At 55.7% G+C, this 25,074-nt stretch carries 19 protein-coding genes; 6 read left to right on the top strand and 13 right to left on the bottom strand.

The genetic code is table 11. The annotated features are described in order from the left end of the window. Positions 1 to 73: 73 nt before the first annotated feature. Complete coding sequence (locus ABEA92_RS11595) at positions 74 to 1,669, bottom strand: adenylate/guanylate cyclase domain-containing protein (RefSeq protein WP_345683984.1); 1,596 nt, start codon at positions 1,667 to 1,669, stop codon at positions 74 to 76. Positions 1,670 to 2,009: 340 nt separating this feature from the next. Here ABEA92_RS11595 and ABEA92_RS11600 point away from each other — a divergent pair, with 340 nt between their 5' ends. From ABEA92_RS11600 to ABEA92_RS11610, 3 genes are all read left to right on the top strand, one after another. Continuing rightward, entirely contained in the window at positions 2,010 to 3,197 is a 1,188-nt protein-coding gene (locus ABEA92_RS11600; RefSeq protein ID WP_345683985.1) for a hypothetical protein, read from the top strand. Positions 3,198 to 3,384: 187 nt separating this feature from the next. Beyond that, positions 3,385 to 4,152 carry an ABC transporter ATP-binding protein gene (locus ABEA92_RS11605; RefSeq protein ID WP_345683986.1) on the top strand — a complete coding sequence of 256 codons (768 nt, stop codon included), beginning with the start codon at positions 3,385 to 3,387 and terminating at the stop codon, positions 4,150 to 4,152. Beyond that, the gene (locus ABEA92_RS11610) at positions 4,149 to 5,864 is read left to right on the top strand and encodes a hypothetical protein (RefSeq protein ID WP_345683987.1); all 1,716 of its coding nucleotides are present in this window, start codon (positions 4,149 to 4,151) and stop codon (positions 5,862 to 5,864) included. The genes ABEA92_RS11605 and ABEA92_RS11610 overlap by 4 nt, the downstream gene beginning before the upstream one ends. 260 nt (positions 5,865 to 6,124) lie before the next feature. On the opposite strand, the gene ABEA92_RS11615 is transcribed toward ABEA92_RS11610, so the two are convergent. The 5 genes from ABEA92_RS11615 to ABEA92_RS11635 form a co-directional block, all read right to left on the bottom strand. Then, a complete protein-coding gene (locus ABEA92_RS11615; RefSeq protein ID WP_345683988.1) occupies positions 6,125 to 7,240 on the bottom strand; it encodes a TlpA disulfide reductase family protein in 1,116 nt (371 codons plus the stop codon). Between the two features lie 253 nt (positions 7,241 to 7,493). After that, positions 7,494 to 8,294, bottom strand: a complete 801-nt coding sequence (locus tag ABEA92_RS11620) for a hypothetical protein (RefSeq protein WP_345683989.1) — start codon at positions 8,292 to 8,294, stop codon at positions 7,494 to 7,496. Next, positions 8,291 to 9,217: a formylmethanofuran--tetrahydromethanopterin N-formyltransferase gene (gene fhcD, locus ABEA92_RS11625; protein WP_345683990.1), complete on the bottom strand. Its 927-nt coding sequence runs from the start codon at positions 9,215 to 9,217 to the stop codon at positions 8,291 to 8,293. The genes ABEA92_RS11620 and fhcD overlap by 4 nt, the downstream gene beginning before the upstream one ends. A 5-nt stretch (positions 9,218 to 9,222) precedes the next feature. Continuing rightward, positions 9,223 to 10,863, bottom strand: coding sequence for a formylmethanofuran dehydrogenase subunit A (locus ABEA92_RS11630; RefSeq protein WP_345683991.1), 1,641 nt, complete (start codon positions 10,861 to 10,863; stop codon positions 9,223 to 9,225). A gap of 71 nt (positions 10,864 to 10,934) precedes the next feature. Next, entirely contained in the window at positions 10,935 to 11,801 is an 867-nt protein-coding gene (locus ABEA92_RS11635) for a hypothetical protein (protein WP_345683992.1), read from the bottom strand. 172 nt (positions 11,802 to 11,973) lie between these two features. Between ABEA92_RS11635 and panB the strand changes: the two genes are divergently transcribed. Continuing rightward, positions 11,974 to 12,750, top strand: coding sequence for a 3-methyl-2-oxobutanoate hydroxymethyltransferase (gene panB / locus ABEA92_RS11640; protein WP_345683993.1), 777 nt, complete (start codon positions 11,974 to 11,976; stop codon positions 12,748 to 12,750). Between the two features lie 197 nt (positions 12,751 to 12,947). Then, complete coding sequence (locus ABEA92_RS11645; RefSeq protein WP_345683994.1) at positions 12,948 to 14,021, top strand: hypothetical protein; 1,074 nt, start codon at positions 12,948 to 12,950, stop codon at positions 14,019 to 14,021. Positions 14,022 to 14,025: 4 nt separating this feature from the next. On the opposite strand, the gene ABEA92_RS11650 is transcribed toward ABEA92_RS11645, so the two are convergent. The 5 genes from ABEA92_RS11650 to metG all read right to left on the bottom strand — a co-directional run bounded on the left by ABEA92_RS11650 (position 14,026) and on the right by metG (position 19,034). After that, entirely contained in the window at positions 14,026 to 14,505 is a 480-nt protein-coding gene (locus ABEA92_RS11650) for a hemerythrin domain-containing protein (RefSeq protein WP_345683995.1), read from the bottom strand. A gap of 100 nt (positions 14,506 to 14,605) precedes the next feature. Continuing rightward, a complete protein-coding gene (epmA, locus tag ABEA92_RS11655; protein ID WP_345683996.1) occupies positions 14,606 to 15,580 on the bottom strand; it encodes an EF-P lysine aminoacylase EpmA in 975 nt (324 codons plus the stop codon). Next, the gene (locus ABEA92_RS11660; RefSeq protein ID WP_345683997.1) at positions 15,580 to 16,098 is read right to left on the bottom strand and encodes a GNAT family N-acetyltransferase; all 519 of its coding nucleotides are present in this window, start codon (positions 16,096 to 16,098) and stop codon (positions 15,580 to 15,582) included. Before ABEA92_RS11660 ends, epmA begins: the two co-directional genes overlap by 1 nt. 36 nt (positions 16,099 to 16,134) lie before the next feature. Continuing rightward, positions 16,135 to 16,989 carry an alpha/beta hydrolase gene (locus tag ABEA92_RS11665; RefSeq protein ID WP_345683998.1) on the bottom strand — a complete coding sequence of 285 codons (855 nt, stop codon included), beginning with the start codon at positions 16,987 to 16,989 and terminating at the stop codon, positions 16,135 to 16,137. 5 nt (positions 16,990 to 16,994) lie between these two features. Continuing rightward, positions 16,995 to 19,034, bottom strand: a complete 2,040-nt coding sequence (gene metG / locus ABEA92_RS11670; RefSeq protein WP_345683999.1) for a methionine--tRNA ligase — start codon at positions 19,032 to 19,034, stop codon at positions 16,995 to 16,997. Positions 19,035 to 19,440: 406 nt separating this feature from the next. Here metG and ABEA92_RS11675 point away from each other — a divergent pair, with 406 nt between their 5' ends. Continuing rightward, positions 19,441 to 20,868 (top strand): trypsin-like peptidase domain-containing protein, encoded by a 1,428-nt coding sequence (locus ABEA92_RS11675; RefSeq protein WP_345684000.1) that lies wholly within the window; start codon positions 19,441 to 19,443, stop codon positions 20,866 to 20,868. 113 nt (positions 20,869 to 20,981) lie between these two features. Here ABEA92_RS11675 and cheB read toward each other — a convergent pair whose 3' ends face one another. Continuing rightward, the gene (gene cheB / locus ABEA92_RS11680; protein ID WP_345684001.1) at positions 20,982 to 22,022 is read right to left on the bottom strand and encodes a chemotaxis-specific protein-glutamate methyltransferase CheB; all 1,041 of its coding nucleotides are present in this window, start codon (positions 22,020 to 22,022) and stop codon (positions 20,982 to 20,984) included. Between the two features lie 10 nt (positions 22,023 to 22,032). Continuing rightward, positions 22,033 to 24,996 carry a response regulator gene (locus ABEA92_RS11685; RefSeq protein ID WP_345684002.1) on the bottom strand — a complete coding sequence of 988 codons (2,964 nt, stop codon included), beginning with the start codon at positions 24,994 to 24,996 and terminating at the stop codon, positions 22,033 to 22,035. Positions 24,997 to 25,074: the final 78 nt, after the last annotated feature.

The following is a 25,074-nucleotide window of genomic DNA, read 5'->3' on the forward strand; positions in this document are numbered from 1 at the left end:
CCACGATTCTGCTGCAAATTTGCCGAATCCGGGGCCGATTTGTCAAAGGCGGGGACGACGAACGACGCTGTTCTTAATAGTCGACGGCAAAGACTTGCAGCGGATCCGTTTTGCCTTTGACTCGCTGTGGCGGCAATTCGCGTAGCGTCACTTCCGGCGAGAGTTGATCGGCGGTGCACTGAGTCACAATCAGCGAACAACCGAGGTCTTTGGTTAGTGATTCGACTCGCGCGGCGACGTTCACGGTGTCGCCGATGGCGGTGTACTCTTGTCGTTTGGGAGATCCGATGCTGCCGACGACCGCGGTGCCGGTATTGATTCCGACGCCGATTTGCAAATCGGGCCATCCCGCTTGCTCGAACAGAGGACGTGATTGGGCAACCCACTGCAACATGGTCTTTGCGGTTTCCACCGCGCGTTGGGCATGGTGGTCGGACTCCTTTCCGATGCCAAATAATGCCATGAATCCATCGCCCAAAAATTTGTTGACCATCCCGCCATGAGCCTCGACGATCTCGACGGCTTCGCGAAAGAACACATTCAGTGCCGTCACGACTTGTTCAGGTGAGTGATGTGACGAAAACCGAGTGAAGTTGCGAACATCGACAAACATCACCGACACCGACTCTTCACGACCGCTCAAGCGATCGCCGTGGCTCATGATTTGACGAGCGGCTTCTTCTCCCACATGTCGGCCGAACGTCTGTTGAAGTTGTTCGCGTTCACGCAGCCCTTGGACCATGTTATTGAATCGCTCGATCAACATGCCAAAATCATCCGCACGCAGCAGATCGACTCGTGCGGTTAAATCGCCGCTTGCCACTCGCATCGAAGCCAAGTTCAGCTCGTGAATCGGAGTCGCCACCAACTTGGACAACATCACGCTTGAGATCAATCCAAACAGAATGGCGACCACTCCCACGGCGATGGCGAACCAGGGAGCTCGATGGGCGGCGTCGGGAAGCAGCAAAATCAACACCAGCGAAACCACTGGGCTGACCACCGCCGAGAAGATCCACAACACGCCACGGGCGGTGATGTTCAGCGGCACGCCGCCGGGCACCGCTGCGGGATTGTGCTGCTGGAAGAATACCGGGAACAGAAATTTTTGAATCGCTAGTTCGACGGCAAAGAAACTATGCGTGACCGCAATCAACGATGCGGTCAAGAAGGACGTGATCAGATGGGCGACGACGTCACCCGATAACGGTTCAGGAACCGCGTAGAGTGCCGCGGGGAAAACGGGAATGCAACTGAGCCAACCGGTGGCCGCAACCAACAAAAACCACCACGGCAAATTCACTATCCTCTTTTGAGCTTTCTGCAACACGTTGGCGTCCACGGCATCGCCCGCGATCAACGCGTTGTGCACCGGCCGCAACCAAATCAACGGCGTGACAAAACAGACGACTGCCATCGGATAGACAAGCAGATTGAACCACTGCCAACATTCCCTGAAGCGGGTCATTTGAGCGGTCGATAGCAGCGGTTCGACTTGCACGTGGTTGTAAGCAATGTTGAAAACGCTGCCGATCGCGTTGGCAATCAGCGGTGACAATCCGACAACGACCAAACCGTAACGCTGAAAGAAGCTCCAGCGAGCGGTCGTGCCATCGACGTCATCGTGATCGAGTGAGGTCGATGGGTCAGAGGAGTGTCGTTTTAACATTCCTCACTCTTTCCGGTGGGAAGCGGCGCCAAGGGTGTGAAAATTTTAGAGGCTTTTGTCAACGTTGCCTTGACCGTCATCTTGAGCGATCGAGCGTCGCAACGCAAATTCGCGAGGGGGTGTCGGTAGGAGCTAATTCCGCGTAGGCTTCGTTTTTGCACATTTTTCACGTAGGAACGTCGGCTGGACGCTCGGCATCATCGCAGAGGCAAATTCGGTGGCACGAACGATCAACCACAATGCGAGCCGCGATGTTCCTTGGTTTGACGTTGCTTACAAACGGCGATAAGGCGGGGATGGCGTGTTGGGATCTTGGGGACTGTCGCGATGTTGGGCTGGCATGCTAATGGTGCTGGTGTTGGTCACGTTTCCGCTATGGCGTGGGAGTGAACCGTCGCTGTTGGTTCCAATGGTCTCTGCGTTGGGCAGCTTGCCGTCATGGATGCACTGGATTGCTTTGTTGCTGATCCTGGTCGCCTGTGTGGCGATCGTTGCCACGGCCGAGAGTCGGCATGCATGGTTATGGTGGATCGTTGCGGTCGGATTTTGTGTTTCCTTTGTGCTTAATCAGCACCGGCTGCAGCCCTGGGCGTACCAAAGTGCGATTTACGCGGTGGTCTTTGCCACGATGGATCGCGAAACCGCACGGCGATGGCTGATTCCGCTTGCTGCAAGCGTGTATCTGTACAGCGGACTTGGGAAGCTTGATTACCAGTTCGCTCATACGGTCGGTCAAAATTTTCTGGCAGCGGTTGAGTTGCCGGGGATTGGCAACTTGGCGGATCGTTTCGAGCACAACGTGCTAGCGGTCATCGCATTGTTGTTGCCGCTAAGCGAAGCGTTGATTGCGATTGGATTGCTGTTCCGCCGGACGCGGCGAATCGCAGGGTTCTGTGTGATGCTGTTGCACTTCAGTTTGGTGATCATGCTCGGTCCTTGGAATCTGGATCACAGCGCCGGGGTGCTGTTTTGGAATGTTTTGCTGATCATCCAAGCGTGGTTTTTGTTTCTAAAGCCACTCGCGAAACCACGCGAATCTTCGCCGCCACCCTCTCACGCCGACGTTCCTGCGGATGCCAAGTCGATCGGCAAACGCTTTGCCCAAGCGATCGTGATTCTCGCGATCCTCATGCCGGTGACCGAGCGCTGGGGGTACTGGGATCATTGGACGTCGTGGGCTCTGTATTCGCCGCACAGTAGTCGTGCAGAGGTGCAAATTCACCGCTCGGCGATGGATCAATTGCCAGCGAGTATGCATCCGTTTCTGGTCGATGACGACTCCGACGGCTGGCACCGTCTGCAGATGAATTTATGGTCGCTCGATCGATTGAACGTCCCGGTCTATCCTCAAGCCCGTTTTCAGTTAGCTGTCGCTAGTCGTATCGCACACCTTTACGATCTGTCGGACTCGGTCCGTGTGATTGTCAAAGGAGTCGCCGATCGCCGCAGCGGAGCAAGGGAGGAACGACGCAGTCTCGGTCGCAACGAGATCGACGGTGCACTGCAACATTTCTGGATCACCCAGTAGGCATCGGGCTCAATCGATTGCCCACCGGATCAATGCACCGGGAATCGATTGCAGCCGAAATCGATCCGACAATCCGCTTTATCGCTACGACCGTACTTGTGAATGCCGCGGGCTACTTATGTGCTAGCTTTCAGTACATCGGTAACAACGAACCTTTCCTCTTTGTGGCGTTTAGCGACGGCGGACCATGATCAAAGTTCAAGGCTTGCGTAAGATTTACGATCGGCATTTGGCCGTTGACGGTGTTTCGTTTGCATTGCAGCCGGGACAGGTTTGCGGGCTGGTCGGTCCCAATGGGGCTGGCAAAACGACGGTGATGCGATGTTTGGCGGGATTGATTCCGCCGTCCGACGGATCGCTAAGGGTCGCAGGTTGTGACCAAAAGACCGATTTGATCGAGCTGAAACGCCGTTTGGCTTACGTGCCCGACGACCCGCCACTGTTTGACGATTTGACGGTGGGGCAGCACTTGGAAATGATCGGACGGTTGTATCAGGTCAACGATTTTCGTGCCCAAGCGACTCGGCTGCTGAGCCAATTTCAATTGTTGGACAAGGTCGACGCGGGCGCCACAACATTGTCGCGTGGGATGCGGCAAAAGTTGGCGGTATGCTGCGCGTACCTGTTTAATCCTGCGGTGCTGCTATTGGACGAGCCGATGACCGGGCTTGATCCGCCAGGGATTCGCGAATTATTGGCGTCGGTCCGGCAGCGTGCCGAAGCAGGAGCGACGGTGATGATCAGCAGCCATTTGCTGCCGATGATCGAAGGCGTCTGCACGCATTATTTGGTGATGAAGCAGGGCGAAGCAAAGTTCTTTGGAACCGCGGATGATCTGCGATCCGCGTACCCCGGGATCGGATCGCTTGAAGATGCCTATTTTGCAGCGATCGAAAATCCGGCAGTCGGTCTCGCAGTGGATGCCGAGGTTGCGATGATGGAAGGGGTGGCATGAGCGGGAAAGCGGATGCAGCGGAACTCCGGCCACGTTGGGATGCGCCTCAGGTGCATCGTCAATTGTGGTGGTTGACGAACTCGCGGAGTCAATTTCGTTTGCGGCGAACGCTGGATCGGATTTGTTCGCCTCGGCGCATTGTCGCGACACTTTTGGCAGGGATTTTTCTGGTCGCGTATCTGATGTATGGCGTGTTGGTGCTGTCCAACCGGGCACCAGCGTCACCGGATCATCTCCGCGGCTGGTTGTCAGGGGGGATGGTGCTGTATGCGTTTTACCATGCCGTGCGTTGTATTTGGGCGGAAACAGTCGTCGACCTCGAGATGACGGTCGCCGAACGGTTGTGGTTGGGCGGTGGACCGCTGCACCGATCCAGTTTGGCGACCTATCGAATCACCAACATTGTTTCGGCGACCGCGATCAAAACCTTGTTGTTGACGATCGTGATCGCTCGTGATGTTCAGCACGTCGAGCTATTGATGATGGGGGTGTTCGGATCGCTGTTATTGCTGGATACCGTGCGGCAAATTTTAGTCCGCATTGCTAGTGGATTGAGTGATTCGAGTCGGCGGCGCGCGAAAGCGATTAGCGCTGTCCTAGTCACCGCAGCGGCGCTACAAGTGACCGCGAACGTGGCTGCGGCGACCCCGATGGGGTCCCCGACATGGCTGTATTTGATTCATGTTTTTTATGCGGTGGGCGAGCTTGCACAAAGCTTCCTGATTCAAGCCGTGGCTATCGCGTGGATTCCCATGGCATCGCTGGCCGTGACCGCGAACTATTCGATTTGGACTGTCCTTGCAATCGTGTGCATTGCGTTGACGATTCTGTCGGCAGTCCGTGTTTTGGTGTGGGCTGACCATTGGGCGCTCGCTCAGAGTCGATTGCAGGAACAAGCACTCCTTCGCAAGCTGGATCAATCGGGAGGCGGCGAAGATATGGTAAGTCGGTCCGTCCAGGATCGCTTGTTCGATGTCGATGTGCTGCGAGGACACCCGAAGCTGAGCGGCATCGTGGCGATTGTGGCTCGTCAGTACCAAAGTGTGCGGCGGTATCGAAAAACAATCTTGGCTAGCTTTGTGATTCCCACTTTATTGTGTTTGTCACCGTTGGTGACCGACCAAGTCATCGAACAGTGGTTTTATGTCGTCAGCGGAGTGGCGTTGTGCACGATGCTGCTGGCGCCTCCGGCACTTCGGATTGATTTTCGCCGTGACTTGTTGCGAATGCAGTTATTGAAATCGTTGCCCGTCAAACCGCTTTCAATGGTCGTTGGCCAATTGACGTTGCCCATTTTGATCACATGGGGTTTCCAGTGCGTCACCCTGACGATCGCAGCTTGGATCGTTCAGCCTGGTTGGGTCCAGTGGTTGATGTGGACGGTGCTAATGGCCGCCTTTGCGGTATTCACGTTTGCCGTAGAAAACGCACTGTTTTTGGTGTATCCACACCATGCTCACCAACAAGGGTTGGCAATGATGTTACGAGCCAAGTTGACATTTTTAGGAAAAGCAGGCGTGATCGCTGCATCCTTGGGAATGTTGGTGCTGTGGGCCGCCGTGTGCAACCACCTCTTTCCGAAAGAAGTCTATCTGTACGGCTTTGTCGGCGGTGCGATCATCGCATCGTGGTGTGTTGCTGCCCTCAGTATGATGGCGACGGCGATGTGTTGGCGACGCTTTGATTTGTCATTTGATCTGCCTCCACAATAAGCGTTCGCCCAATGCCGTCTACTTTGGCACGAACCGGGTGGTTGTTATAGCGGAGCAGCGCGAGCCGCCCGGCCAATTTCGAACGTTCTACTCTCGACCAGACATGTTGGGGTGCAGTGCGTCGCGAATGGGATACGCGAATCGCGTTTGGTTTGTTTAAGAAAAAACCACTGCCGCCCAAATTGGACAGCAGTGGTTTCAGGTTGGATCAAAGTGACACGATTGAGCGGGGCTTAATCGTTGATTGATTTCCGAGTCGTTTACTTGTCTTCTTTTTCAGACTTCAATTCTTCGAGGAACAATTCCATCCGTTTCTTTTGACGATCGTCGCTAAGTTCAACGGCCTTTTCTTGGAACTTGATTGCTTCGTCGAGTTTTTCATCGATCTTGGAAAGCTGGGCCAAAATGTTGTAGACGAGCGGTTTGGCTTCGGCGTCCACTTTGTCAACGATCGGTGCGAGTGCGGCAACGGCTTCACCGGCCAATGGACCGACACTGCCACCTTGTTGAACCACAGCGGTCAGCGAGTAGGCGAATTGACCCAGCGACATCCAATCGCCCTTCATTTCCTCGAGACGTTCGCGATAGTATTTCACGACTTCGTCGGTGACGTGACCCGCCGACAACATCAAGCTTGATCGGAAATCCTTTAGGTTTGCCTGCAACGCGGCATCGTCCGTTTCCTCAAGTTGTTTGTCGACCAGTTTGATTGCTTCATCAAACTTTCCAGCTCCCGCCAACATTGAAATTTCTTGGATTGCCGCTTCGAGCCGTTGTTGTTCTTCCATGGCCTTCTTGAAGGCTTCGCGGTCCCACGAATCGGAAACCACTTGTTGCAGCGGTTCTTCCATTTCCATGGGGTGGCCGATCCATTCGACTTGGCTGGTTTTGCCAACGATAAACGCGGTCGGGATGCCCTGTTGGTTGGCTGCTTCCATGTAGTCTTTGTAGACCGAGCGGTCAGGGTCGGTGGTCAACGAGTATGCCGATGTGATTTCGTCGAACGTCTTTTTCAGTTCTTTGTTTTCTCGCGCCAAAAACTCTTTGACCTCTTCGACTTCTTCGTCCGAGACGCTGATGATTTGTACATTTTCGCCGCGGTACTGATTTTGTAGCTCGGCAAGGTGAGGCATGCTCATCACACATGGGCCACACCAAGTTGCCCAGAACTCAACGACATAGACTTTGCCTTTTTCAAACTTCTTGACCGGTTTGAAAAATCCTTTGCCGTCTTGCAGCCAGTGCTCGATGTCGATCGCGGGAGCTTTAGAACCGATACCGAGGGTGGCTTCAGCTTTAGCGTTTGGTTGCGCGAGCGTGACCAACATGCATGTGGCCGCAACAAGAAGAATCGATCGGAAAGAGAGAAATTTCATTTTTAAGAATGCTTGGTTGTGTGTAGGGGATTGGCCCACGAAAGGATATCAGGCCGGTGTGTTTGAAAGCTCGAACGCGAAACGCAACTGCTTACTACCGAAGAAAATAGTCACTATGGCCCGCTTTCCGCCAGTGGTTACGGGAATTTCAGCCGTTTTTGCTGGCACTTCATCGCAAATCAATGACCCGAATACCGAGCCTTCGCTGACGGCACAATGCAAAAAGGATGCCTGGATCCATCAAATTCGGCCCCTAACGCGGAAAAAGGATCTCTCCTTGACCGCCGACCGCGAAATCGCCACGTATTGACACGAATCCGTCCTCGGCAATCCGGTTCAACAGGCCAATAACGTTTTTGCAAGCAAACTGAGGCGGTGCGGCGGCACTCGTCCAGGCCTTGGTTTGGCGTTCCAATAAGGGGCCGATGACCGAAAATGCCTCAATCGGGTCGCTGAAACGCGTCCGGCTCAGGACGGGAGGCTGATTGACGATCAGCGTGCCTCGCCGCATCGCGTAGCCCGCGCTTTTGCCAATCGTGGCAGCCACCACGATCGTGCCGGCGATTTGATGGCTGCCGAGAAAGTCTTTCACAGCAGCTTCGATGAAGATTTCGCCACGTCGCATCCGGTGGCCGACATGATTACCGGCCGAACCGCCAACCACGATTCGGCCTCCGCTCATACCGCTGCGAAAGCCAGCCACCGGTGCCCCAAGAAAGTCGCCTGCATCACCGGCAATCCAGATTTCGCCACCGGACATCATCGTCCCGGCGTAGTTGCCCACGTTGCCTTGGATCGTCATTCGTCCGCTGCGATGCTGCATTCCCAAACGGTGAAATCGACTCAGGTCGCCAACCAACTGCAATTCATTTTCAGCTGGCATTTTCGAAACGGAAAACAGTTCGCCGACCGCACATACGTCGTCACCACATTGCAGGTGCAATCGTTTGACCTGATCGGCATCACTGATTTGAGCGAGGGCCAATAGCGAGATTGCCGACGCGTCGATGTCGTGCTCGGGTTGCCGTTGCAATTCTAAAAGCCAGCTGTTCATTTTAGAATCTCTGCAAGGTGGAAATGGTGTCGTCCGAGTTTTCCACCGTAGTTTCCTGCGGTGATTCGAAGCAGTCCTCCGTCGGTTTGCGAGTCGACGGCGGCGTGGATTCCCATCCGCATCGCATGGGCAATGGCTTGGTCCGATAGCCCATCGATGACTACTTCCATCACCACCGATTCGTCACGCATCAATTGCGTGGATGGATCCACGGTGCGAAGCGTGGGGCAGAAGGCATTGTTGGTCGAAGCAAACAGGGTGGCATATTTCGAACCCACCTTGGATCCGCTGCGTGTTACGCCTCCTGGAAACGGAGTGATGACACCTTCAATCGGTCGCATCGACTGGACCGCAGCGCGGCATGCGGTGGTGACCGCGTTAACGTCATTGCCGATCAAGATCAGATTTCCGCCGCCAATGCCATCGACACGCGCCACGTCGTGGTCACAGACAAATTCGCCGTCCATCACGGGGATCCGCCAATAACGCCGCGATCCGATCATCTTACTGATTTGGTGGCCGTCTCCGAAGTAACGCAGCGTCTTTCCGATCGGGACCCGTTTGTCGGACTTCGGTTCGGTTTCCTCGATTCCAGCGTACAACGCGGTTGTCGGACAGGTCAAAACGCATTGGCCGGCACGCATCGCTATCTGCCGGTCCATCTCCTTGCCGGATACGGCAAAGGCAAGGATCGCAACCCCCGGGCGTCCATCGGGGGTTTCTGTTTCGGCGAGTTCACGTTCGACGGCAATTTCAATCCCACAAGCGATCACACTTGTGCCAAAGCCAGTCATCGCAGCGGCGGCATCGGTTGCCCATTGGCGATCGTTCGCGGTGACAATCAATCGCGTTGCCTTCATGTCAAACGCTTCGGCGAATGTCGCGTCGATGCGAACATTGTTGATATGAAAGAATTCGTCCATGTCGTTTAAATCGTTGCTCGCACGGCGGTATGTTTGTTTGGCGTCGTGCCGAGCGTGGTTTGCATTTCGTCGTCACTGATCCTCAGCCGACTCATCGCCATCGTCGCCTGTTCGGCATACCGCTGAGCGAGCATCGGGATGGTTTGGGGATCAAAGGGAACGTCCACGGTGTGGGTGACGCTAGCGAGGGTCGCCGCATCGATTGAACCTTCGCCGCGAACGATGTTGCCACGGCGGATCACATAAGCGGGCTTGGCAAACATTTGTTCGAAGTTTTCTCGCTTGCGATAGATCACCACATCGGCCTGGGATCCCGCGGCAAGGTTGCCGACGCCGTTGAGACCGAGGATGGCTGCGGGAGCCGAACGCGTCATCGTGGCGATCTCGTTGAAACTGTACTCACGCGACATTCCTGCCAATTGGCTCGACGCAGACGCATTGGCGTCGATTTCGGCGAGCGCGGTTTCGCGGTACGAGCGGTCGCACAGCAGCCGGATCAAGTGAGGGTACGTCGTAAACGGACCGCCGTTGGGATGATCGGTCGTCAAGAAGACTCGCGAAGGGTCGTCGATCATCAAAAACAATTCCAATCCAATCGCCCACTGCAAACTATGGACATATTGTTTACGTCGATAGCGGAAGGGAACCACGCCACAACCGGCTTCGCACTCGACGTCCACCAACACGGATTTTCGCGGTTTGGCATAGGCAGAATTGTCGTACTGATGCATCGAATCGGCACTGATTGTAACGGTTTGGCCAAACATGACCTGTCCCACGTCGATGGTGACGTTGGGATGGGTTTGTAGGGCACGCGCCAATTGTTCGGCTGCCGAGGACATTTTGAATGCACCGGAATTGCCATAGCTATGAAACTGGGCATGGGTCAGATGAATCGGCAAACCGTCAGCGGCTTCGATCGTCGCCAGCGTCGACGCGATGTTGCCAGGAACGCCAAGATTGCTGCAGTGAACATGCAGCGGGTGAGCCAGGCCGATCTCGTGAACTGCACGGCACAATCGGCGAATGATCGTCGACGGAGTGACGCCGTAACGAGGATGCGGCGTGTTGACGTCGAATTGGCGTGTATTGAACTTGAACGCGCTGATGCCGCCGGGGTTAACCACCTTTACCGCGATGCACTGGGTGGCAGTGACCATCCAAGCGACGTAATCGTTGATGATGGCTTGCGGTGCTTCTTCGGCGAGCAATTTCAGTAGCACGTAATCGTTGCCGAGCAAGCAATAGCCGCCGGTGTCGATTCCGACCGCATCGGCCATTTCCGCATGGGCTGAGCGGGCATTGCAGGGAATCACGGCGGGTTCGAAACAGGTGGTATAGCCCATGTCGAGATAGCGATTGCCGACGACGTTGGCGGCTGGCAAGAACTCGCTCGTTCGTGGGCAATCACGAGGAAATTGATCCTGCAGCAGCAATCTTGCCAGCGTTAGTTTTCCACCACCGATATGGGTATGCAAATCGATTGCTCCCGCCATCACGATGCAATCGGTTGCGTCAATCGTATGGTCGGCGACCGAGTCGGGGGACGGATTGGTGATCGCTTGGTCGCGAATCCATACATCCTGAACTTCGTCGATTCCCGATGCTGGGTCAATGACGTGGCCTCCGCTGACACGCATCAACATGGACAAGCTTTCAGAATCAAGGACAGGCGGAGCATCGAGTTTTTTAGTACGAGAATCAATACGCGGTGGGGTTACTCGGTCACTTCGGTTTGCGGGTCGGTTTTGGTGGCGTCCTCGTCGGTCGCGCGGTTCCTGCGTGATGGACGGCGAGTGCGTGAATTCTCTTTCGCCAACGGTTCACCATAAACGCGATCCGTCGTGATCGTGATGGTTTCTGCCTTGACTTTGGTTTCGTCCGAGGGTTGGTAGAAACCGCTGACCGACACCGGGTCGCCGGGCTGAGCCAAAGAGAGATTGTTTAGCCGCAATTCGAATTGAGCCTCTTCGGCCAATTGGCAGCGGACCGAAATCTTACCCGCTTGCGTCATCAAAATGCCATTGGGGGTGATTCCCATCGGGATGCCGACCACCTCGTATTTTTGCGGCTCCACTCGCTGTTGAGGATTGGCGTGAGGGTCGCCGTAGACACCCGGTGTAAATTTGTCTCGCTGGTGGCCTTTGAGTTGTTGAGGCGGAACGGGCTGAAAGATTTCGACTTTTTCGATCTTCGATAGCGGGTTGCCCGCTCCGTCGAAGACGCCGGAAAATCGAATCAACATTCCGCGGCCTAGGAAGGCTGGTTTGGCTTCGGCGACGAAGGCTAGATTGGGTAATTCATCTGGCGGTTGGACAAACATCTCGGTGCCATCGTCGCGGGTGACCACCAACACGCCGGGCTGAGCGGTTTTCAGCGTCCCCGTAAACTGCGTGACCAGATTGGCATTACCTTGGGCGAACGCGGTCGAGGGGATCAGCAGCAACCACGCCAACATGCAGCCAATTCGAGCTAGGGTTTGTAAGGAATTGATTCTCGAGCGACGCGACCAACGGCTCGATGCAGCATCCACGGCAGGGCATGGCTGGGTGTCGGTAAACCGAAACAAACATAAATTCTTCATCGATTTGAAAACTCCCAAAAATCATAAAGCTGCGGTGTTGGCCGGACCATCCCCGCTGGACTTCTCGCATTGTACGGTTAGCTTGGAGACTTGTGTTGATCACTTTCTGATTCAAATTTCCCCGAGCCCCCACGCGCAGATGTCGCCTCCTTCGCCCGCCGCACGACCCCGAGTGACCACCCGAACGCTTCAGCGAATGCGTGACGACGGCAAGACGATCTCGATGTTGACCGCGTACGATTTCCCAACCGCCGCGATTTTAGACCAAGCGGGAATCGACATTTTACTGGTCGGCGATTCGCTTGCGATGGTGGTGCAAGGCCACGAGACGACGTTGCCGGTGACCATGGATCAAATGCTGTACCACGCCGAAATGGTGGGAAGGGCGGCCGAGCGAGCGTTGGTCGTCGTCGATCTGCCATTTCCCGAAGGCCAGCGTGAAATTTCCCGCAGCGTTGATTGCGGAGCCCGGGTGTTGAAAGAGACCAAGTGTCACGCCGTCAAACTCGAAGGGGGCGCCGAACAGGCCGAACGAATCGAGACGTTGGTGACGGCCGGAATTCCGGTCATGGCACACGTTGGGCTGCGGCCTCAGAACATCCACGTCGACGGAGGATACCGTGTGCACCGCGAGATCGATTCGTTGGTGACCGATGCGTTGGCAGCAGAAAAAGCAGGTGCCTTCGCCGTGCTGGTCGAATGTGTCACCGTCGATGCCGGCAAAGCGATCACCGAGGCGGTGGCGGTGCCGACGATCGGCATCGGTGCGGGGCCGCACACAACCGGACAAGTGCTGGTTACCAACGATTTGATCGGTTTGACTCAGGGGTACACGCCCAAGTTTGTGCGGAAAATCGCCGACGCATCTTCGCTGATTCGCGACGCCGCGACGACCTATCGCGACGCCGTCGCCGATCGTTCGTTCCCTGGTGCGAGCGAATCCTTTTGATCTGCAGGTTGACGCGGATGTAGCGATTGCAACGAGGATGCTTGCATCAACACGTCCGTCAACTGCCCCCCGCTTGCGAATGGGTTAAGCGTTGTCGGAGGAATAGCCGAAGTCGGTTTTGATATCATTTTTTTAACTGACTGTTCAAAACCCACACGCTTCAATGATGGAGCGTGATCGCTGCAAGGCTTGTCATCATGGATGGAATCACAGGCAACCGGCTCAATTTAGCCGCGTCGATTGCAACGTTGTTTCGATCGGCGTCGATGATGCTGGCGTTGGCCGGTTCGTTGCTGCCGTCGCTTGCCGTTGGTGGCAGTAGCATGTTGGAATTCGATGCACCGGCTGCGGACCGTCCGCTGAACAATTTTGATAAGCTCGATTTGCCAGGTCCGCATCGATTCGAACCGTTGTTTGGCGTCGACATCGGTGCTTTGGCGTTAAAGCGTTCGGGGCCGGATGCGTTCCCACTGCTGTACACGGATTCTCTCGAATTGGTAGAGACGAGTGACGCGATCGATCCCGAAATGAAGCTGGGGGCTCGTATTTCGGTAACGCTGTTTAATTTGACGCGTTATGCCCCCGGATTCGACTGTGACTTTGTATTTTTGTCGGTCGACGACATGGTGGCCGAGACGCAGTTCGACGCCGGCAACTACACCACGACCAATCTGAATCCGCTGTTTTATGGCGGTTTGCCGTCAGCCCCGGATCCAAGCTATACGATGTTTCTGGACTCGGATCTCGATTCGGCAGAATGGATGATCGGTTACCGGCCGATACAGCGGATTCGATTGACCGCGGGGCTTCGTTGGTTTCGCTTGGACGAGACGTTTGACGTGATTGATACCGCGTCGCTGGCAACGACGACGCGATCAGGGTTCTTTTCAACCGCTTCGAACGAGGCGTTCGGAGTTCAAGTTGGTGGCGAAGCAACGTTGTGGACCAATGGCCGATCGCGGATCTACGCTCGTGGCAAATTCGCGGCACTCAACAACGAAGTTCACGGCTCCGCCGTGGCTCTGAATACGTCGTTCAACTACGAAGGCGACAAAGATACATCGTTGGTTGATGTTGAAGTGGGTGGGTCGATGTGGTTATGCAGTTGGGCTTCGCTGCAGTTGGCCTACCAAGGACTTTGGCTCGAAGATGCGGTCGGAGCGTTGGAACAATCCTCGAGCCAATCGTTCTTCGATGCCTCGAGCCAGACACCGGCGTACCACGACTTGAATTGGAACGGGCTGAATTTTGGATTCAGCATGATTTGGTAGTCAATCAGTCGCCAACGCCGAGGTCATCGTCAAAGGCTTCGAGGATCAGTTTCAGCTCGGCCTCTTCATGCTGAGCAAACGAACGCAAGAAGGTGTCGTAGCGAACCAGCACGCGGGCGATCTTTTCTTCTTGATCCGAGGACACTTCGCTGGCGGATTCCGTCAAGTGGCGAATCGCCTCGAATAAAGTGGTGTGCTGCGAACGCAGCGATTCCGCATTCGTGCTTAATTCCGGCGAGGTGTCAATCGCTTCGTCAAAATAGCCAAACGCTTCTTCAAGCGAAAAGTGAAGCGCAAGCTGATCGCGGAGTTCGGAAAATAGTTCGATCAGTTCCGCCCAGTGGTTGGTCGCTATTTTTGGATGCGACACCATCGGGCCAATCTTATCGACCAACACTTTTAAGTGATGGTTGTCGTCCTTGATGTCTTTTAAGAACGCTGCGTTGACGGCTAATCGCCGAGTCGAAGTTGCATTATCGGTCATGTCGACTACTCGCGTTTGTGTTTCAAAGAGAAGCTCATTCTAACACAGGGCGGATCAAGCCGGGGAGGGCGATCCGGGGGATCGGCGAACTAAGCTAATTTTACGCGATTTCAATCGTTAGCGGTACAACTTTGTCGATCGAGGTTGACTTTACTTGCAACATCAACAGCCGATCAAAGCCGAGTGCCACTCCCGTGCTGGCGGGGAGCCCCCGCCGCATCGCGTCAAGCAACGAGTTGTCGATTGGCAGCGAGGTTTCGCCGCAAGCGATCCGGCGTTGATTGTTGATCTGCGTCCGCCGGACCAATTCGTCAGCGTCAAGTAATTCATCATAACCATTTGCAAGTTCGATGCCTTTGAAAAACATTTCAAAGCGAGCTGCACAATCTTCATCGTCAGTGGCTTGACGTGCCAATGCCGCTTGGGTGAGGGGGTAGTTGCGGACGATCACCGGGACGTCGCTGCCAAGATTGGGCTGCACGTGATGAGTGAACAGCACGTCCAGCATTGCATCACGGTCGCTGGCAATGTCTTTAGCAAGCATTGCATCAATGGCTGCGGTTTCCGATTGTAACCGCGTCAGCGGTGCCGAGATCGGATCGATTCCGAGGGCTTCCAAAAATGTGTCGCGATAGGTGGTCACGTCAAAGCGAGCGGTTTCTAATACCTCGCATGCCAATGTTCCGGTGGTGTTGATCCCCGAGTCGATATCGGCTCCGACGTCGTACCATTCCAGCATGGTGAATTCGACGTTGTGCGTGGGGCCTCGCTCGCCTGCTCGAAACACCGGGCCGATGCTGTAAATCGACGGCGCTCCGGCGGCCAACATTCGTTTCATCGCCAACTCGGGCGATGTTTGCAAGTAGTAGCACTCGGGAAGGTCCGGTTCGGCCAACGCAAGTTGTTTGGTCGCAATCGTGAGCGGGTTGATGTACGGATCGACGATGCAGTCGCGTGACAAACACGGCGGTTGCACCTCGAAGAAATCCCGCTCGTCAAAAAACGATCGGACTTGCCGCAGCAGTCCTGCGCGAGCACGAAGGTGGTCAATATTGCAGCGTGAAGGAGGGGACATCAATTGCCGTCGGGGCGAAAGATCTTTTGCAAGATGGCCACGTCGACCCATTGGTCATTCATGCGGCCGATCTCTTTCTGAATGCCGACCATCTCGTAACCGTGACGATAATGGAATGCTAGGCTGCGTTGGTTGTCGGCAATGATTCGAGCTACCGCATGATGCAGATTGCAGTCGATACAGTGCTGGTCGATTCTCTGTTGCAATTGGTTGCCGATTTGACGGCCTTGGCCATCGGGCGCGATGTAGATTGCCGTTTCGCAACAAAATCGATAGCCAAAGCGGTCGCTGTAACGTCGCGCCGATGCCCATCCGAGTATGGAGTCCTCGGACGCGGCGACGAACCAACCATCCGGTTTGGGTTGCTTGATCCGTTGGCCCACCATTTCGCTCGACAGATGGACGGTATCAAACGTGGCGCCGCCGACATCAACATAGTGATTGTAGATTTCAGCGACGCGTGCCGCATCGTGCTCGGTTGCATGACGAATACGAATGCTGTGGTCGGATGGTGGCATTGCACTAGTTAATCAGAAAATGGCTCAACAGAAACATCAAAGACGCGATTGTTCGCGAAGCCAACACAACGCATCACGGACCGCAGGCAAATGTTGTTCATCCATCGCGCCGTCATGATCGAGCCCGTCAAGTTTGACAAGCATTTGTGGGCCGGCGTAGGCGTCGCGAATGCGTTGCTGCAGCGAGGGCGGAACCAGCGAATCGTTTTGACATTGCAAAAAGATTGCTGGCACATTGACGCTTGCAGCGGTGTAGATCGCGTTCATCGCCGGCGCCAATTGGTCGGCCACCGGATGGATCAACCGGCCCAGCGGATAGCGTTTGGCGACGTGTTTTACCACCAAATCCACTGGGGGTGGATTTCGCAATAGCAGGCCTGCGATCGGAGACGAACTTTGTTGTGCGATCGTGGCGACATGCAGCGCGGTGGCACAACCGAGGCTGTTGCCACACAACCAAACCGTTGGCACCGCCGCGTAGCGTTGTTGGTAGCGATCGATCGAGGCTTCGAAAAAATCGATCGCCGCTTCGGCAATGCGTCGCAGCGTCGGACGGCCCGCACTATTGCCATATCCCGGTGGGTTCCAAGTCCAAGCATGTGTGCGGACATCTCGCATCATTTCCGTCGGGAACGGCGACGAACGCTCGGCGCGGCCTGCCGTCCCAGGGAATTTCAGTAGCAACAATTCGGGCGGGTCGCCTGCATTGCTTTCCGCATCTCCAAAACCGGGATCGCGATAATTGGCGTAACCAAATGTCTCTAGCGGCCCAAATCGCGATGGCAGCTGCAAACGATACTGCATGCCATGGTCCACCCGGTCGCGGGTGGGCCGTAGCACCAGTTTGTCGAGCAGAAAGCTACGAAAGTGATTGATAGGCCGTTGCAGCATTTTGTTTAATGGACACGTTGGCCAGGTTGAGCACCTTCATCCACCCCGAGGACAAACACCTCGGCGCCGCCTGGGCCCGCGGCCGTCACCATCCCTTCGCTCAAACCAAATCGCATTTTACGTGGTTGAAGATTGGCGACCATCACAACCAAACGGCCGATCAGGGCTTCGGGTTCGTAAGCGGCTTTGATGCCGGCAAACACTTGGCGTCGCTCGTCACCACCTAGACTGAGCGTCAATTTCAAAAGCTTGTTGGCTTCCGGCACGTGCTCGGCATTGACCACGCGAGCGACTCGCAAGTCGACTTTGGCGAAATCATCAATCGTGATCTCATCGGCTAATGGTTCGTCTTTGAGCGGTTGGTCGCTGTCGTTGAACGTGGGCAAATTGTCTTGCTTGGTTTCTTCGGCTGCCAATTCTTTGCTTTCGTCGATCATCTTCTTTAAATCCTCGGGTTGAACTCGGTCCATCATTCGTTGGAACTTGGCCACAGCGGTTCCGGTAAGCGGGGTTTTACTTTGATCCCACGATGTGATTTCTTCGCCTAACAAATCACCACACTGCTTGGCCAATTCCGGCAAGACCGGCGTCAAATAAATCGTCAATTGTCGGAACAGATTCAGTGCGACCGTACAAACGTCGCGTAGCTCGTCCTGGCGATCCGCATCCTTTTTCATCTCCCACGGTTTGGCGTGCTCGACAAACGGGTTAGCTGCATCGGCCAATTCCATGATCCGCCGCATCGCACGAGAGTAATCGCACGATTCGTACGCGGCAGCAATTTCGTCGCCCGCATCGGCAGCGGCTTGGAACAAACCCCCGTCGTCCGGGTAGGTTGCCGAAAGCCCCGTCGCACTCGCAAATTTGCCAACACGGCTAGCCAAATTGACGACCTTGCCGACTAGGTCGCTGTTGATTTTGTCGGTGAATTCATCGAGCCCTAGATCGATGTCTTCCACGCGAGCGGTCAATTTTGTGGCGTAAAAGTACCGCAGATACGCGGGTTTGGTGTGTTTCAGGTAGGTTTCGGCGGACACCAGCGTGCCGGTCGATTTGCTCATTTTTTCGCCGGTCACGGTCAGGAATCCGTGAATGCGAACTTTGGTCGGCAGACTGTAGCCCGCAGTTTTTAGCATCCCAGGCCAAAACAGCGTGTGGAAATAGGTGATGTCCTTGCCGATGAAGTGATGGATCTCGCAATCGTCGGATTTCCACCAATCCTCGAGCTTTTCGCCATTGGCGTCGCACCACTGTTTCGTGCTGGCGATGTAGCCGATCGGAGCATCGAACCAGACGTACCAATAGTTACCGGGCGAATCGGGGATCTCAAAGCCAAAGTAGGGACCGGGGCGGCTGATGTCCCAGTCGCGAAGTTCGTTGGCCAAGAAATGGCCTTTCAAATAGTTGGCCGTTTCGCTTTGCAACGCATCGCTGCTGTCGATCCAGGTCGACAAAAACTCGCGTAGTTTGTCGAGCTCGACGAACAAATGGATAGCCTTGCGAATCTCGGGTGTCGCACCACTCAGTGTGCTTTTGGGATCGATCAGTTCGGTTGGACTGTACGTATGTCCGCATACGCAATTGTCGCCCGGTTGGTCCGGCTTGCCACATTTGGGACAGGTGCCGCGGACGAAGCGGTCGGCCAAAAAGGTTTGGGCTTCGGGATCGTAAAGCTGCTCGATTTCGCGTTCGGCGATCAAGTCGTTCGCACGCAGCGATTTCCAAAATTCGCCACACAATTCGCGGTTGGCGTCGCTGTGAGTGCTGCCGTAGTGGTCAAATTCGATGCCAAATCCGCTGAAATCGCGTTGATGCGATTCGCTCATCGCGGCGATCAATTCCTCTTCGCTGCGGCCTTCTTTACGGGCCCGAATCATGATCGCGGTGCCGTGGGTGTCGTCGGCACAGACGTAGATACAGCGATTGCCTCTTAATTTTTGGAATCGCACCCAGATGTCGGTTTGGATGTATTCGACCAGGTGCCCGATGTGGATCGGACCATTGGCGTAGGGCAGGGCGCTAGTGACAAGGATTCGGCGAGTCATCGAAATTGATTTGGGAACGTTGTGAAGGGGGAAGCTGCCAGGAATCGGACAATCGATTTTTGTCGGCAAAACGTCAAACAGGGGGATGCCGCGAGCGTCTTGGGCGGATTGTAGCTTTGAATCTCGTTTTCGACGACGCGGGGCGACGATCTGTACACGTTTTTGCGGCTTCAGCGGAATGAACAAATCGGAAAAAAATGGTTGTGAAACTCAAAAAAAACTAAAGTTCCACGCCGATCGCCGGCATTGATCTTGCCTCGTCGGGGTGAATTCATGCAGGATTGGGATCCTCAGGTGACCCAAATCCAGCAGGGACGTTGGAAAATCAATGCGGTCATCTCCGCTTCGGTAGGCCTTGGATGGCTCATCCGAAATGAACACTACCGTCCATGGAGGGACGAGCGTGATGAAGATAATGTTCGCGATCGCGATGGCGTTTGTTGCGGCAACAAATTGCTTTCAAGGTGTCACGGCACAAGCCGCGGGTGCCATTTTGATCGACTTTTCTTCCTCGCAGTGCCCTCCCTGTCGAGCGATGCAGCCCGTGCTCGCTCAACTCGAACAATCCGGTGTCCCCGTGCGGCACGTGGATGTTCAATCCGAACCCGATCTGACCCGCCGTTATGGTATCCGCCAAACGCCCACCTTCGTCGTGGTTGCCGGCGGAAAAGAAGTCACTCGGTTGGTCGGAACGCAGTCGCTCGCGGATCTGCAAAATGCATTAGCGGTCAAACCGGGCGGTCCGTTGGTACAGACCGGATCGATGACCCGCGGCGGCGAATCCTTTCCAGCTCCCCAGACTCGCTTGGCCCCCGTCGGCCGATTGCCAGTCGGATCGTCCCCAAATCAAGCCGCCTCAAACCGAGATTTCCAGGGGCAAACGTTGACCGCGGCCACTCGCCGCGACGCTGCTCAATCGAGCGAACCGATGCCAAGTTTGAGCAAAGCGGATGCGGTGGAACGAGCTCGTGCGGCAACCGTTCGTCTGCGAGTTCATGACGGTAAAGGCTACGGTGCCGGCACCGGAACGATCATTGATACCCAAGGCGAAGAGAGTCTTGTTTTGACCTGCGGCCATCTGTTCCGCGAAACCAAGGGCGAAGGAAAGATCGAAGTCGATTTGTTCGTCGCAGGCCAAGTGCACACGGTGCTTGGTCAGCTGCTCGACTACGATGCGGACGATCGCGACATCGCACTCGTCGTGATTCGTCCCGGTTTTGCGATTGATCCCGTCGAGGTGATATCGTCGGCCGATCAAGTTCGCACCGGTCAACCCGCATTTAGCTACGGCTGTGATCGCGGCGACGACCCCAGCCGACGCGACACTCGCGTCACCGGCGTCAACAAGTACAACCAACACATCAACGCGTCGAATCTCGAGATCGAAGGCGCTCCGATTGACGGACGCAGTGGCGGCGGTTTATTCGACGATGCAGGCCGTTTGATCGGAGTTTGTAACGCAGCAGATTACAAAGAGGACGTGGGAATCTATGCCGGACCGGGTGCCGTGCACTGGCAATTGGACCGTGTGAACTTGACCAGTCTTTACAAGAACACCGCCGCCGCAGCAGTTCCCGAGCGAATGGCTAGCTTGAATCAAAACTCGACCACGCCAATGGGGCTTCCCGCTTCGGCGCTGCAGCCATCGGCGATCGCCGCCCCTGCCGACTTTGCTCCGACCGACTTTGCTCCGGCCGGCGTCGCACAAGCAAGCAACCAAGAAGTGATCGTGATCATCCGCGACCGAAACAGCCCGCAAAGCTCACCGCAAGTGATGACGGTCAGCGAGCCGACCGAAGATTTTCTGCGAATGGTCCAGCAACAATCGCGTTAGGGTCGCGGTTGGGTTGAGGGTGCGGTATTCGTGAGATACCAGTGCCGTGGATGTTAGCGGCGATCCCGCAGCAAGGATGTATTGTCGCGATGCGGTTTCGCCGTGTCGCTAATTTATCGAACAAGCCGTTGCAGCTGGTTGGCGATCTGGTCCAGTGGCAAGACGGAATGGATGATGTTCCGCTGGATCGCGACTTTTGCCATCCCAAACACGACGCTAGTCGCTTCGTCTTGGGCAATCGTGAAGCCGCCGGCTGCATGGATTCGCTGTAGCCCATCGACGCCATCATGTCCCATTCCGGTCATGATCACTCCTGCACATGCTTTGCCAAACTGTTCAGCGACGCTGGCAAATAGGTGCGTGCCCGCCGGTTGAAAGCCATCGATCGGAGGATCGTCGGACAGGCAGATTCGCGAGCCTCGGGCCACGCCGAGATGGCTGCCTGCCGCGGCGACGTAGACGCAGCCGTGTTCGATGCGATCGTGCTGACAAGCGAGCCGAACGGGGAGCGGCACCACGGTATCAAGCCAACTGGCAAATCCCGCGACAAAGCTGGGGACCATGTGCTGTACGAGCAGGATCGGAGCCGGAAAATCGGCTGGCAGCTCGCCTAGTACTTTTGCAAGCGCCGGAGGACCCCCGGTCGAAGACAAGATCGAGACCGCTTGGATCTTGGCTTGGGGGGGCAGATCGGTGACTTCGCGAACGAGACTTGATTCATCGTCGGTTTTCAGCCGTCGACGTCGCCGTATCACCAACACGCCCGCCATCGCCTTGACCGTTTTGACGATTTCTTTGGCCAATGCGGCGTATCGAGGCGAATGCGGTCCTGGCGGTTTTAACAGAATCGCCAATGCTCCTGCCCCGAGCGCTTCCATCGAAGCTTCGATCTCTCGGACTCGTGTGCTTGCCGAGACAATGACGATCGGCGTGGGCGCTTCGATCATGATTTCGCGTGTCGCATCCAATCCATTCATCCCCGGCATGTTGATGTCCATCGTGATCACGTCGGGACGCAACTCTTTGGCTTTTTCGACCGCTTCGTGTCCGTCTTTGGCAAAACCGACCACGCGAAACCCCGCTTCCTCACACAGGATCGCCCGCAATACTTCACGCGCCGTAGCGGAATCGTCGACAATCAAAACCGTGTGCATGTTTATCTCCCTAAACCAACTGAGCGATCGTGTCGAGAAGGTTGGCTTGATCAAAGCTGCCTTTCACGATGTATCCATTGGCACCCACTTGGACACCTCGTTCTTTGTCGTCGTCGGATCCGCGTGCGGTCACCAGGATAATCGGAATCTCGGCAGTCGAGGGATTGTTTCGTAGTTTCATGGTCAATTCAAATCCGTCCACTCGTGGCATGTCGACATCGCTGACAACGGCATCGAAATGCGAGTCTTGTGCCGCCGTCCATGCCTGTTCGCCATCGGCAGTGGCGACGACGTCATAGCCCGCGGTTTCAAGGATGTTCTTCAGCAGCTCTCGTGTGGTTACCGAATCATCCGCCAACAACAATTGTTTGCGAGTGGTTGATTCTTGTTTTCGAAGCGTTGATCGTGAGTACGTCGGTGCAATGCCTAGCGCGGTGCGTACAACGTTGGACGTATTCATCACCATAGCAATCCGTCCGGTGGGCAGCAGGGTGCAGCCGGAAAAGTGACGCAGTCGTCGGATTCGGCTGCCGAGGTTTTTGACCAGCACCTCTTGTTCGCTCAAGACGTCATCGACCGTGACCGCAACCCGCTGCTCACCCGCCGCTAAGATGACCGCTAATCCCTTTGACAATTTTCCCGCGATCAACCCCTTGGATTTTAGTCCAAGGGTCGCTGCCAGCGATACGATCGGAGTCGGAGAATCGCTCAGCATCAATGTGTCACGTCCGAGCGAAGTGCGAACTTCGGTGATTCCAAAACGCACCAATCGCTGGACCGCTGTCGTCGGAATCGCGAAAACATCGTCGTTGACTTGCACCAACAGCGATCGGATCGTCGTCAATGTCAGCGGGACCAACAACGTGAATCGTGTCCAGTGACCGACACGAAAGGTAACATCGACAGCACCGTGCAGCGATTCGACGCGGCTTTGCACCACATCCAATCCCACGCCGCGGCCCGAAATATCGGTGATCATTTTGGCGGTGGAAAATCCGGGGGCAAAGATCAGTCTTGCTTGTTCGCGGCGGTCTTCGGGGATTTCTAAACCGCGTTTTTGGGCAATGCTGCAGATGCGGTCCAAGTCCAGCCCCGCTCCATCGTCTTGGACCACCACCTCGACGTGTCCGCCACGCAGCGAGGCGCTGACGGTGAGCGAGGCCGATTGGGATTTTCCGGCGGCAATTCGCTCTGCCGGTTTCTCGATTCCATGATCCACGGCGTTGCGAACCAAATGCAGTAGCGGATCCTTCAGTCCTTCCAACACCGAACGGTCCACCTCAACATCCCCCCCTTCGATTTTGAAGTTGACCTTTTTGTTGCTGGTGGTCGCAATGTCGCGGACGGCGCGTTCGAGTCCACCGCAGGCATCGGTGAATGGCAGCATTCGCACATGGTACACCTCGTCATCGAGCTGGCTGCAGGTTTGTCCGAGCAAACGGTTGTCCGCTTCGATGTTGGTGGACAACGCTTCGATCTTTTTGGTCAGCATCGTCAAGGATTTGGACGTTTTCTCGATCCAGGTTTCGGCGACCCCCGAGACCGCCGTCGGCTGATCGGCAGAGCGGGCGGCAGCGTGGGTAGGCGTGGTTTGTCGCGATAGGTGTTGAGTATGCAGCCAGTGCGATTTTAATTCGGTCGCCAAATCACGCAGCTCGTTCGCATCCTTCGCCCGCAGCGAAAATCGCCCGCGGACCACAAGCAATTCACCGCTGTACGCAAGCAAGGCGTCCAGTTTTTGCGCGGGGACGCGTATCGAAGCCGTTTGGTCCGCCGCCGGAACCCGCGTTGCGATTTCGACGGATTTTGATGGCCCGCTCGTCTTCGAAGGCCCACTCGGTTTCGAAGACACTGTCGTTTTCGAAGACCCGCTCGTCTTCGATGGCACTGTCGCTTTCGATGGTTGGTTTTGTTTGGATGGCAAGCTCGGTTTGGATGGTTGGCTTGTCCTCGCCGTGTCGCTCGTCTTACTTGCCGCCGGTGGCGTTTGCGGTTTCGTGGAAAGCAGGCGTTCGAGCTTGTCGCCCATTTTTCCGATCGGGGCCGTTTTCAAATCACGGCCATCGCGAAGCCGTCGCCCCGCTTCGGCGAACGCGTTCGCGGTTTCCAGGATCCGCGACACCTGTTCCGCCGTTACGTCTTGGTTCTCGTTTTGCATCCACGTGAGCAGCCGTTCGAGATGGCCGCCGACTTCACAAACCACCGCCAAGTCGTTCGCGCTGTCAGCGCCGTCACTGGCTGACGCTTTGAGGTCGCCCACTGCGTCCAGCAGCAAACGCAGGGCGTCTTGTTTTTCTTCGTTGCTGCCAGCCGTTTCCAAGGCCAACGCACTGGACGAGATCGTCGCAACATGATCGTCCACGGCCTCGAGGAAGGTGGGCCGGTGATCTTCGGCCGCCTCGTCGGCATCGGACGAAGCCGCCGAACCGGACGCATCGGAATCCGCAATGTCGGAATCCGCAGTGTCGCTGGTCTCCGCAGCCGATGCCGCTGCGCCAGAAGACTCTGTCTCCGCCGCCTCGGCACCAGAAGACTCGTCTGGCGTGACGGACTCGGATTCGCCGGAGGTCAACTCGTCTGCGACTCGCTTCAATTCGGGCAACATTTTGACGAGCGCCGAGTCATCAAGAGATTCTTCGGCGCGAAGTCGCACCGAGATGTCGTCGATGCCATCAATGACCTTCAGCATCAACGAGATCATGGCGGCAGGCGCTGGGCGACGCTGGTCACGAAAGTAGCCGAAAATGTCTTCGAGGTGATGGCAGGCCGTTTGGATCGGCTGCACGTTGACCGCCGCAGAGGCCCCTTTGAGCGTATGCGCGGCACGGAAAATGACCTTCCACAACTCATCGAGTTGTTCAGGCGTTTGTTCCTTTTCGACCGCCAACAATTCACGATTGAGCGTTTCGATGTGTTCGCTCAATTCTTGAAGGAACGTTTCCATCAACAATTGTGCAAATTCTTGTTCGTCCATTGTTTTTGGGTTCCTGTACGTAGGACAAACGTCGAGTTTGCCAAGCCTTCGAAGAGTCAAATGCAGGTGCCGGGGTGG

Origin of the sequence: Novipirellula caenicola, from assembly GCF_039545035.1 — a bacterium.
Classification (GTDB): Bacteria; Planctomycetota; Planctomycetia; order Pirellulales; family Pirellulaceae; genus Novipirellula; species Novipirellula caenicola.

Coding starts and splice junctions, on each gene's coding strand:
- ABEA92_RS11620 (WP_345683989.1), bottom strand. CDS start 8,294: ATGAACAGCTGGCTTTTAGAATTGCAACGGCAACCCGAGCACGACATC.
- ABEA92_RS11685 (WP_345684002.1), bottom strand. CDS start 24,996: ATGGACGAACAAGAATTTGCACAATTGTTGATGGAAACGTTCCTTCAA.
- ABEA92_RS11645 (WP_345683994.1), top strand. CDS start 12,948: ATGGATGGAATCACAGGCAACCGGCTCAATTTAGCCGCGTCGATTGCA.
- ABEA92_RS11675 (WP_345684000.1), top strand. CDS start 19,441: ATGAAGATAATGTTCGCGATCGCGATGGCGTTTGTTGCGGCAACAAAT.
- ABEA92_RS11665 (WP_345683998.1), bottom strand. CDS start 16,989: ATGCTGCAACGGCCTATCAATCACTTTCGTAGCTTTCTGCTCGACAAA.
- ABEA92_RS11610 (WP_345683987.1), top strand. CDS start 4,149: ATGAGCGGGAAAGCGGATGCAGCGGAACTCCGGCCACGTTGGGATGCG.
- fhcD (WP_345683990.1), bottom strand. CDS start 9,217: ATGGACGAATTCTTTCATATCAACAATGTTCGCATCGACGCGACATTC.
- ABEA92_RS11630 (WP_345683991.1), bottom strand. CDS start 10,863: ATGTTGATGCGTGTCAGCGGAGGCCACGTCATTGACCCAGCATCGGGA.
- ABEA92_RS11660 (WP_345683997.1), bottom strand. CDS start 16,098: ATGCCACCATCCGACCACAGCATTCGTATTCGTCATGCAACCGAGCAC.
- ABEA92_RS11600 (WP_345683985.1), top strand. CDS start 2,010: ATGCTAATGGTGCTGGTGTTGGTCACGTTTCCGCTATGGCGTGGGAGT.
- ABEA92_RS11595 (WP_345683984.1), bottom strand. CDS start 1,669: ATGTTAAAACGACACTCCTCTGACCCATCGACCTCACTCGATCACGAT.
- cheB (WP_345684001.1), bottom strand. CDS start 22,022: ATGCACACGGTTTTGATTGTCGACGATTCCGCTACGGCGCGTGAAGTA.
- ABEA92_RS11635 (WP_345683992.1), bottom strand. CDS start 11,801: ATGAAGAATTTATGTTTGTTTCGGTTTACCGACACCCAGCCATGCCCT.
- ABEA92_RS11650 (WP_345683995.1), bottom strand. CDS start 14,505: ATGACCGATAATGCAACTTCGACTCGGCGATTAGCCGTCAACGCAGCG.
- ABEA92_RS11615 (WP_345683988.1), bottom strand. CDS start 7,240: ATGAAATTTCTCTCTTTCCGATCGATTCTTCTTGTTGCGGCCACATGC.
- metG (WP_345683999.1), bottom strand. CDS start 19,034: ATGACTCGCCGAATCCTTGTCACTAGCGCCCTGCCCTACGCCAATGGT.
- ABEA92_RS11605 (WP_345683986.1), top strand. CDS start 3,385: ATGATCAAAGTTCAAGGCTTGCGTAAGATTTACGATCGGCATTTGGCC.
- epmA (WP_345683996.1), bottom strand. CDS start 15,580: ATGTCCCCTCCTTCACGCTGCAATATTGACCACCTTCGTGCTCGCGCA.